The sequence below is a fragment of the Bifidobacterium sp. LH_417 genome, from assembly GCF_056357035.1.
In genome coordinates, this window is record NZ_JBKEVI010000032.1 from 1 (window position 1) to 10,278 (window position 10,278).

The window sequence follows — 10,278 nt, forward strand, 5'->3', positions numbered from 1 at the left end:
CCGTAGGAGTCTGGGCCGTATCTCAGTCCCAATGTGGCCGGTCGCCCTCTCAGGCCGGCTACCCGTCGAAGCCACGGTGCGCCATCACCACACCGTCAAGCTGATAGGACGCGACCCCATCCCATACCAGTAAAACCCTTTCCCAGAAGACCATGCGATCAACTGGAACATCCGGCATTACCACCCGTTTCCAGGAGCTATTCCGGAGTACGGGGCAGGTCGGTCACGCATTACTCACCCGTTCGCCACTCTCACCCACCAGCAAGCTGGCAGGATCCCGTTCGACTTGCATGTGTTAAGCACGCCGCCAGCGTTCATCCTGAGCCAGAATCGAACCCTCCACAAAAAACCTTTGCAAAGAGACATCGAAAAACGACTCTCAAAAAGAAAAAAGACGGAACCCCTTATAAGGAAAGAGGTTCGCACAAAAACCCCGACACCATTCAAACCCCCTCGGGCACTCCAGAAAAAACCGGAGCCGGCATCGGACTGGCAATCATTGACTATAAAGAAGTAAGTAGTACAACACACTCTTGAGTTCTCAAACCACCACACACGACCAACCCCGGAACCACACAAGAACAGGAACCAGAAGCCGACCGGCAGCGAAAGAACAATCTACACCACCACAACCAACCACGCAACCCACACACCACACAACACCAACAAACCCCCGAAAACAAGCCAAAACACCGGCGTGTCGAAAACAGACAACAAACACCACCCCCTCCACGCCGGACCACCCTCCGACGCTACGCGCCACCTCCCGCCAGCGGGAGGAAACAACACACACCACGCGACACAGCACAACCCACCAAATCAGCAACCGACACCCACCCCGCACCACCAAACCACCCTCCGGCGCTCACGCGCCACCTCCCGCCAGCGGGAGGAAACAACCAGACACCACGCGACACAGCACAACCCGCCACAGCACAACCCACCAAACCTGCAACCGACACCCACGCGCCACCTCCCGCCAGCGGGAGGAAACACCGCGCACCACCGCCAAACCGCTCACAGCAGGGCGACTGCATGGGCGGGAGGCAAGGAAGGGTTACTCCATGTCGAGGGGGACCGGGTGGTCGGGAGCTGGGAACGCTTGGGACAGCAGCCTGTATTCCTCGTCGGACAGCAGGGAATCGAGCACCGCGGCGTTGGCGAGCACGTGCGCGGGCACGCCGGACCGCGGGATGGCGACCATGTCCGGCTGGTGGAGCACGAATGCGAGCAACACCTGCATCGGTGTGAATCCGTGCGCGGCCGCGACCTCGCGCACCGCCGCACTTCCCAGCATCCCGTCGCGCAGCCGTCCAGCCTGAGCAAGCGGACAATAGGCCATCACCGGAATATGCCGACCGCGCAGCCACGGCAGCAGATCGACTTCGATACCGCGCGACCCCATGTGGTAGAGCACCTGGTCGACGCAGCAATGCGTACCGTCCGCGATTCCCACCAGTTCGTGCATGTCGTTCAGGTCGAGATTCGAGACGCCCCAGCGGCGGATCAGGCCGTCTGCGACGGCCCGTTCCATGCAGTCGACAGTCTCGCGCAGCGGCACGTTCCCGCGCCAGTGCAGTAGATACATGTCGAGATAGTCGGTGCCGAGACGGCGCAGCGACGCCTCCAGACTGCGACGCAAGTGACGGCGCCCCGCGTTATGCGGGTACACCTTCGAGACGAGATACAGCGATTCACGGTCGTATCCGTCGATCGCGTCGCCGACGAGACGTTCCGCACCACCGTCCGCATACATTTCGGCCGTGTCGATCAGCCGCACTCCCGCATCCAGTCCGGCGCGCAACGCCGCGACCTCATCATCGAACGGACGCCGTCCTTCACCCAGATACCATGTGCCCATGCCGAGGCGCGGCATCATACTTCCATCCGGCAGTGCGACCTCATTCGCTCCGCCGCTCACCTCGGCATCCGTCGCGGCACCCGTTCCAGCTCCCGTCACGGCACCCGCCACGGATGCCGTCTCACCTGTTGCGCGACGATCGCCCGATCCTGCATCCATAGGTACGACCATCACCATGCCTCCTTGCCGTGAAAGCGAGCGGCGGGTGATGCGGCTACCAGGCCGCCTCACGCCGTCGACACTTCCGGAACGAACTGCGTCTTCCGGTTGCGATTGTACCGCTGAAGCGCGGAACGCCGCGGCACCCCGCCGGCGGAAGGAACGACTTCCTTCCAGCGGCCGCGCACCGCGGCGTCCAGCATTCGTATGACGGAATCACGGGCAGAGCCGATCCGACCGATGCCATCCAATCGACACGACTCGGCCGACGCATCAGCCCGACCGACCGGCCTGATTCCGCCGATTTCAGCCGTCAGTCATCTGCTTATTCGGCATGATGGCGACGACGCACGGCCAGCGTGACGCCGGTCGCGGCGAGCAGCATGGCGACGCCCGCCACCGCGGCCACGGCCGCACCGGTGGCGCCGAGCGTCCTGCCGCTGTCGCCGTGGGCGGTGTCGCGACCGGCGCCACCGTTCACACCGTCACCCGTACCATCATTCGTGCCGTCGTTCGCACCGTCACCAGCGCCGTCACCAGCGCCGTCACCAGCGCCGTCACCAGCCCCCGGCGTATCAGTTCCCGGCTTCTCCGGTTCCGGCGTCGGTTCCGGTTCCGGAGTCGCCTTCGTCTTGACGACGCGCACGGTGTACGTGGCCGTGGCGCTGCCGTCCTCGGAGGTGACGTCCACGGTCACCGTGCGCGACACGTCGTCGCCGGAACCGTCGACATCGCCGATCGTGACCGCGGTCTTGAGCTGCGGCGCGGCGGCGAGCGCGGCGACGACGTCGCCTTCCGCGAGCGCCGCCGGATCGTCCGTCTCGACGGTCGCGCCGGTGCCGCCGCGCGCCGCCGCGAGGTCGACGGACTTGCCGCCGACGGTCAGCGTGTCGAGCGTGGCGCGGGACTGCGATCCGATGTAGGCCGCGTTGATGCGGTCGTATTCGGTCTGGGTGATCGGGATGATCGCGCCATGGCGCTTCTTGATCTTGTCGAAGTTGATGTCGGAGCCGCGCGACCATGCGTCGCCGGTGGAGTCGGCGAGATCGGTGGTGCGATACGGCTGGTAGCCGGCCTTGGCTCCGAACGCGTCGGCCATGAAGCCGAACGTGGGCTTGCCGTCTACCTGGTCGGTCTCGTTGTACTGGAAGAGTTCGCCGCCTTCGAGCGCGCTGTACGGGCGCAGCTTCGAGAGGATCACGTTGGAGTGGCTGCCGTTCATCCAGCCGATGAACTGCCACCCCTTCTCGCCGGTCGGATCGGCGTTCACGTTGTGTTCCACGTCGGTGCCTTCGGCCACGGCGGTGAGGTTCTTGCTGCGTTCGAGGTAGATGTTGCCCGAACCGGTGGCGCGGTAGTACCAATCGCCGACCTTGAGCACGGTGGTGTCGAGCTGCGCGCCGTCATAATCGATCCAGCGCACCGGGGACGAGGTCGTGTCCTGAGTGAAGTCCTTGGTGGTCACGTAGTACATGTTCATGCCGCGGCTGCCGTTGTCCAGATGCTGGTCGGCCGGGTCGGCGCCGACCGCGAAGTAGATGAGGTACTGCTGCGTGGCGTCGTCCCAGATGGCTTCCGGAGCCCACGCGCAGCCGCCCTTCGCGGTGGTGCCGTCGGCGAGCGGGATCTTGGAGGCGACGTCGAGCGTCCACGGCTTGCTCCAGTTCACGAGGTCCTTGGACGACCAGACGATCAGCTGCGTGCTGGCGTTGTCGACGGTGCCGGTCCAGCTGCCGCCGCGCTGCCAGATGCCGAGGTCGGTGGCGAGCACGTAGTAGGTGCCGTCCTGCGCTTTGATGATGTACGGGTCGCGCACGCCCTTCTCGCCAAGGTCGGAGATGAGCGCTGGGAATCCCTGCGGCTTGGTGTCCTTCCACGTGGTGCCGTCCTTGCTGGTGGCGAAGTACATCTGCTCGCCGGTCCACGCGGTCTCGTCGGTGAAGTGGACGAACAGGTAGGCGGAGGTCTTCTCCTTCGCCGTCTTGTTCGCGACGGTGACGGTGAAGTCGCGGGTCCGGGTCTCGTCGCCGGAGGTGACGGTCGCGGTGAGCGTCACCTGCACGTCCTTGTCGCCGCGGGTGATCACGGCCGTGGCGCTGCCGGCGTCGGTCTTGATCTTCACCGCTTCGTTGTCGGACTTCCAGGAGATCGTCGATCCGTTGGCACCGACGACGGGCAGTGACGCGTCGGCGTAGAGCGTCTCGCCGACAGTCAGCGCCTTGAGGTCGGCGTCGGCCTTCTCCGCGTCGGTGAGCTGGGATTCGGCGGCGACTTCGGCGGCGTCGGCGTCGGACACGCTCTTCACTTCGTCGGCGTCGAGCGCGCGCTCGTAGATGCGGAAGTTGGAGATCTCGCCGGTGAAGGTCTTGTCTCCCTTGTAGGCGGATCCGCCGATGAGGTCGTGGTCCCACGCCTTGATGTCGGTGAGGTTCACGGTCGAATCGGCGACTTCGCCCTTCTTCACGCCGTTGACGTAGGCGGCGAGCGTGGAGGTGGCACCGTCGGCGTTCGGCGCGACAGTGACGGTGACCTGGCTCCACTGGCCGGCGGCGAGACCGAGGTCGCTCACGACCTTCTCCCCCGCCCAGTTGCTGTTCGAGATCACGGCACGGTTCGAGTTGGCACCGACGAACAGTTGTCCCGTCGCGTCGTCGCCGGAGCCGCCGAGGTTCCACAGGAAGTTGTTGCGCGTGAACGCGGTGGCGTCCGGCTTGGCCATCACGGTGACGGTCGCCGCGGTCTTGCCGGCGAGCAGACCGTCGGGCAGCCGCACGTAGTTCGATCCGGTGAGTTTGAGTGTGCCGCGGCCCCAGTCGGCGTCGCCCTGCACGGTGCCGTCGTGCTTGCCGGTGGCGTCTGTGAGCGTGGCGCCGGTCCCGTCGGCGAAGTCGTATGCGGCGATGAGGCCGTCGGTGGGGGCGCCGGTCGCACCCGTCGTGTCGGCGGCCTGCGCGGTGCCGGCACCCAGTGCCAGTCCGGCGACCGTCAGCGGCAGTGCCGCCAGTGCGGCCACCGCTCGTTTCCATGTGTTCATGTGATCGTTCCTTATGTGATGTGTGATGGTGATGCGTGATTGGCGTGCGATTGACGCGTGCGATTACGGGTTTCAATCCGACGGCCGGCAGCGTGCGGTCGCGCTGCCGACCGTCGGTCGACCAGTGAGTCGTCCGTCGCTCAATCGCGGCGACGGACGGCGGTCAGCGCGATGCCGGCGAGGGCGAGCGCTCCCGCGGCGATGGCGATGAGCGCGACGGCGGAACCGGTCGCGGGCATCGCGTCATCGTCGCGTTTGCCGTCGTTCGTCGTATCCGTCGTATCCGTCGTATCCGTCGTGTCTCCGGGCTTCGTCGCGGCACCGTCGTCCGGCGTCGTCTCGGCACCGTCGCCGGAACCGCCAGACTCGCCGGTATCACCGGTATCGCCACCAGTCTCGCCGGAGTCCGTCGCCGCGACCTTCACGGTGTACGTTTCAGTCACGTTCGGGTCCGAGGCGAGGGCGACGGTGACCTTCACAGCGTCGGACGCGGCAGAGAAGTCGTAGTCGAGCGTGTACTGGTCGGCGGCGAGTTCGACGCTGCCGGAGCCGGCCTCGTAGTTGCCGGTGACGGTGAGGTCGTCGGCGGCGATCTTCTCGCCGATGCAGTAGGAGGTCTTCTTCGGTGTGACGGAGATGCTGACGAACTTCTTGGTCTGAAGGTCCTTGACGGCGTCGTCGACGAGCTTCGTGACCTGCGCGACGTCGTCGTCGGTGACGGTGCTGCCGGACAGGAGCACGTGTGCGGCGGCGAGCGCGGAGTCGAGCTTGTCGAGCGAATCGTCGGTGTAGTCGGCGCGCTTCACGGCCTCAGCCTTCTTGACGGCCTTCTCAAGGCTCGTGGTGTCGGCCTTCGCGGGCTTTTCGGCCTTGCGGGTGAGCGTGACCTCGTCGATGCTGCCCCAGTCGCCGGCGCCGAGGTCGCCGTCGATGGAGACGGTCACGGTGCCGTCCGTGCCGACGGTGACGGGCACGTTGGCGGTGTGCCATTGCTTCCAGCCGTCGAGTTTGAGTTCGTCGGATGCGGTGGTGTCGCCGGCCGTCGCGGAGAGCGTCACTTGGTTCGTTCCAGCGGTGCCGCCGACGAGCGCGCCCTGGCTTTTCGCGGTGAGCGTGTAGTCGCCGGGTTCAAGTCCGGTGACGGTCTGCGTGGCCTTGAACGTGTACGCCTTGTCGGCCCAGAAGCCCAGCACCCATGATCCGTCGGAGGCGTTGCCCTTGTCGGATTTGATGCTCGCGCCGGTGCCGGTGACGGCCCAGCCGCTGTTTGCGCCGTCCTCGAAGCCTCCGTTGACGAGGTGGTTGGTTTCGGGCGTTTCGGTGACGGTGATGACGGCTTTGACCGTGTGCCCGGCGGAGGTGACGCCGTCGATCGTGTAGGTGCCGGCGCCGCGGATCCAGTCGAGGGCGTTGTCGCGCCAGGTGACGGTTTCGGTCTCGTCCGCGCCGTCCTTGTACTTGGCGGTCACCTCGGCGGGGAGCTTCGTTGTGATGGCGTCCGTGGAGTCCTGGTCGGAGGCGGTGATGGCGATGTCGTCGATGCCGGTGAAGGTGTGTTCGGTGACGGCGCCGGTGTGCAGGTAGGAGAAGGTCTTCAGAGATGGCAGCGCTGTGCCGTCGAAGGCGAACAGCGCCTGGTTGTCGACACCGGAGCCGCCCCACTTCTTGCCGGCGTCGTTGGGATCGTATTCGCCGGCGGCCGCGGTGGCCCATCCGCCGCCGTACGTGTTCCACAGCTTGACGAGATCGGCGTTGTTACGGCCTCCCTTGCCGACAGGCAGCCATGCGGGCTCCCAGTAGAAGACGCCGAGACCGTCGTTCTCACCGTCGCCGTCGTTGTCGCCGACCTGGTTGACGGCGTCCGCCACGTAGCGCAGCGCGTCGGCCTGGCCTTGCGGGCTGACGTCGAATTTCACGTCGGCGGCGTTCACGTTCTTCGCGGTGATGGTGTTGGAGTCGTCGTCGCCGTCGTCAAGCGTGTACGCCCATGAGGTTTCGGCGACCATCACGTCCTTGTGGTAGGTGGCGGCGACGTTCTTGAGCTGCTTGGTGAGGTTGTCGGCCGTGCCGTGCCAGAACGGGTAGTAGGAGCTGGCGAACACGTCGTAGTCGACCTTGTGGTCGTTGAGCTGCTTCGCGTAGCCGGCGTAGGTGTTGCGTTCGGGGTTGGTGAAGTGGATGGCGACCTTCGCGTCCGGCAAGGTCTCGCGCACGGCCTTGGAACCGGCGGAGAACACCTTGCACATGCCGTCCCAGCCGGAGACGCCGGCGATCTTGGCGGTGGTCTCGTTGCCGACCTGCACCATGCCGACGTCGACGCCGGCCTCCTTGAAGCGGGTCAGCGTCTCCTTCGTGTAGTCGTATACGGCCTGGGCGGTCTTGTCGGCGTCGCCTTCGAACGCCTTCCACGCCTTGGGGGCCTGCTGCTTGCTGGGGTCGGCCCAGAAGTCGGAGTAGTGGAAGTCGACGAGCACCTTGAGACCGGCTGCGGTGGCCCGCTTGGCCATCGTCAGGGCCCGGTCGGCGTTCACGTTGCCGCCGCCGTAGCCTTGCCCGTCGGCGGTGAACGGGTCGTTCCACACGCGCAGGCGCACGTAGTTGACGCCGCTTTCCTTGAGCAGCTCGAAGAGGTCCTCGGCCTGCCCCTGCTCGTTCTTGAACGTGATGCCGCTTTCCTCCAGCGACAGCATGGAGGAGACGTCCGCTCCCCCGATGAAGTCCGGGCTCAGCCCGTCGATGGCCTTGACGTTGATGCCCGCCTGGACCGGCGTCTCGGCGGCGCCCGCGACGGGGGCCGTGAGCATGCCCGACGCGCACAGGGCCGCCGCGGCCGTCATCGCCGCGAGGGCCGGCGCGACGACGCGTCGCCACATTGCCGATTTCCTCATGTTGCTCCTTCGATGGTTCCGGTACGGGGTGATGGTGGTCTCCGTCACGGGAATGGTGGGTTCCGCCGCCGGATTGTTGTCGCTCCGGCGCGGATGATGGTCGACGTTGCTCATTGGTACACAAAAATCCTTGTGTACCAATAGATACAGCTGTGTACCACCACACAAGATACCATCGAAGCCGCAAATGGTCAACCGGTGTACCTCACTCCCACGTCGCAGCAGGCGACCCCATGTCAGCCAAAGCGGCTCGTCGCCCTATGCGCGTAGGCGGGATGCGGTTATGACTTGCACCCCCTCCCCTCGCCGGAAGCGGCGGGCAGCGCGGAGGGTGATCGCGGCTGGAGGTGCCGTGACACCGGAGGGCGGACCCGCGGAAGTGGGGCCGGGCCATGCGGTTGCAGCCCTTTTATCTCTCCTCCCGCTGGCGGGAGGTGGCGCATAGCGCCGGAGGGTGGTCACGGGCCGGAGGCGGTGTGGCGTCGGAGGGTGGTCGCGTGGGAGTGGTGCCGAATCATGCGACCGTCGTCCTCTTCTTCCCCTCCCGCTGGCGGGAGGTGGCGCGTAGCGCCGGAGGGTGGTCGGCGATGGCATACCGCCGTCGTGTCCGGCCGATACCGGCGGTGTTCGTTGACGTAGACACCCCACCCGGCTCGCACCGGGGAGCCCCGCCGGCGGGGCAAAGGAATCGTGGCGCTGTGGTGCCGGATCATGCGCCTGCAGCCCTGTTATCGCTCCTCCCGCTGGCGGGAGGTGGCACATAGCGCCGGAGGGTGGTCACGGGCCGGAGGCGGTGTGGCGTCGGAGGGCGGTCGCGTGGGAGTGGCGCCGAATCATACGACCGTCGTCCTCTTCTTCCCCTCCCGCTGGCGGGAGGTGGCGCGCAGCGTCGGAGGGTGGTCACGGGCCGGAGTCCGATGCGTTCGTCACTGCTGGGCTAGTCGTTCGGTCGTAATCCGGTTGTTTCGGTTATGGGCCGGCAGTTTCGGTTAATGGGGCTGGTCGTTTTCGGGGCGCGTGCGGCGGACGCGCGCGGCGCGCGGCCCCCTGTGCCCCGCGTTCCGGCCGGGCTGCTCCACAATACGTGCCGGAGAGCCTGTTGTGGAGCGGCGTCCCGCCGCAACCCCCGCGGAAACCCCTGTTTTTCAGTGTTCCGGGCCCGTATGGTGCGCCACAACTCACCGGAACCCCGGTTCCCGCCCCTGTTGTGGAGCGGCCCCGCTCCACAACAGCCGCCGGTATCGTTCCCACCGCGCGTTGTGGAGCAGCCGGGCCCTCAAATCGCGCCACAACTCCCACGAGCCGCCTTCCACGACCCTGTTGTGGAGCACCACCCTCCCCACAACATGATCCCCGCACGCCGTCGTGGCGTACCGCCATCCCCACGACTGCCCATGGCACGGACCGGTGCGACGAGCGGGGCACCGCCGCTCCACAACACCATCCCCGCATGCCGTAGTGGAGCACCGTCACCCCTGACTGCTCCCTCGGCACGGACCGGTGCGACGAGCGGGGCATCGCGGTCCCGCATCACGATCCCCGCATGCCGTAGTGGAGCACCGTCACCCCTGACTGCTCCCTCGGCACGGACCGGTGCGACGAGCGGGGCATCGCGGTCCCGCATCACGATCCCCGCATGCCGTAGTGGAGCACCGTCACCCCTGACTGCTCCCTCGGCATGGATTCCGCACGTCGTGTAGTGGAGCATCGTCGCGCCCTTCGGCACGAATCGGCACAGCGAGTAGAGCTCGAGAACGTCCCCTAGCCTGAGAACGTCCCATTACCATGTTTGGTAGGCCTCGATGGTCGGGGCCGGGTCGCCGGTCCTGGTATGACTTTCTCGCCCTGTCGTTGATGATCCGGGGGGTGTTGTCGCCGGGAGCGGGGATGCCTGCAGACCGCTGATAGGAACCAGGCCGGCCGCATGGACGCGTAGGGGCGCATGGCGCAGGTCTCGTCGTAATGTGGGTGCGGCGCGGGCGTCCGGACCGTATTCCAGCGGTCCACGGCGGCCGAGGCATCTCATGACGGGAGATACGACGATGAGCCCGGACGACATCGACGTGTGGGTCGGACTGGACGTGGGCAAGAGCGCGCACCACGCGCACGCCCTCGACCATGAAGGAAACACCCTGTACGACAAGCCGCTGAAACAGGACGAGAGGGCCATCCGCGCCATGCTGGGGAGGCTGTCCGAACACGGCCGCGTGCTGCTGGTCGTCGACCAGCCCAACACCATCGGCTCCCTGCCCCTGACCGTGGCCCGGAGCATGAACGTCACGGTCGCGTACCTGCCCGGCACGGCCATGCGCAGGGCCGCGCAGCTCCTGCCCGGC

4 protein-coding genes and 1 rRNA gene are annotated in these 10,278 nt (G+C 66.3%); 1 reads left to right on the top strand and 4 read right to left on the bottom strand.

Annotated features, from left to right (window positions below; genetic code table 11):
• The 4 genes from AC1AYR_RS11580 to AC1AYR_RS11595 all read right to left on the bottom strand — a co-directional run.
• Window positions 1–346 (bottom strand): 16S ribosomal RNA (locus tag AC1AYR_RS11580); the annotation flags it as partial.
• Window positions 347–1,057: 711 nt separating this feature from the next.
• Window positions 1,058–2,020 (bottom strand): aldo/keto reductase, encoded by a 963-nt coding sequence (locus AC1AYR_RS11585; RefSeq protein WP_476512686.1) that lies wholly within the window; start codon window positions 2,018–2,020, stop codon window positions 1,058–1,060.
• Window positions 2,021–2,345: 325 nt separating this feature from the next.
• Complete coding sequence (locus AC1AYR_RS11590) at window positions 2,346–5,054, bottom strand: LamG-like jellyroll fold domain-containing protein (protein WP_476512687.1); 2,709 nt, start codon at window positions 5,052–5,054, stop codon at window positions 2,346–2,348.
• 140 nt (window positions 5,055–5,194) lie between these two features.
• A complete protein-coding gene (locus AC1AYR_RS11595; RefSeq protein WP_476512688.1) occupies window positions 5,195–7,942 on the bottom strand; it encodes a glycosyl hydrolase 53 family protein in 2,748 nt (915 codons plus the stop codon).
• A 2,042-nt stretch (window positions 7,943–9,984) separates the two neighbouring features.
• On the opposite strand from AC1AYR_RS11595, the gene AC1AYR_RS11600 reads away from it, so the two are divergent.
• On the top strand, window positions 9,985–10,278 hold a 294-nt coding region (locus AC1AYR_RS11600), incomplete at its 3' end, for an IS110 family transposase (protein WP_476555178.1).

What these genes read in the sequence shown, in the direction of transcription:
- AC1AYR_RS11585 (WP_476512686.1), bottom strand. Translation starts at nt 2,020, where the DNA reads ATGGATGCAGGATCGGGCGATCGTCGCGCAACAGGTGAGACGGCATCC.
- AC1AYR_RS11595 (WP_476512688.1), bottom strand. Translation starts at nt 7,942, where the DNA reads ATGAGGAAATCGGCAATGTGGCGACGCGTCGTCGCGCCGGCCCTCGCG.
- AC1AYR_RS11590 (WP_476512687.1), bottom strand. Translation starts at nt 5,054, where the DNA reads ATGAACACATGGAAACGAGCGGTGGCCGCACTGGCGGCACTGCCGCTG.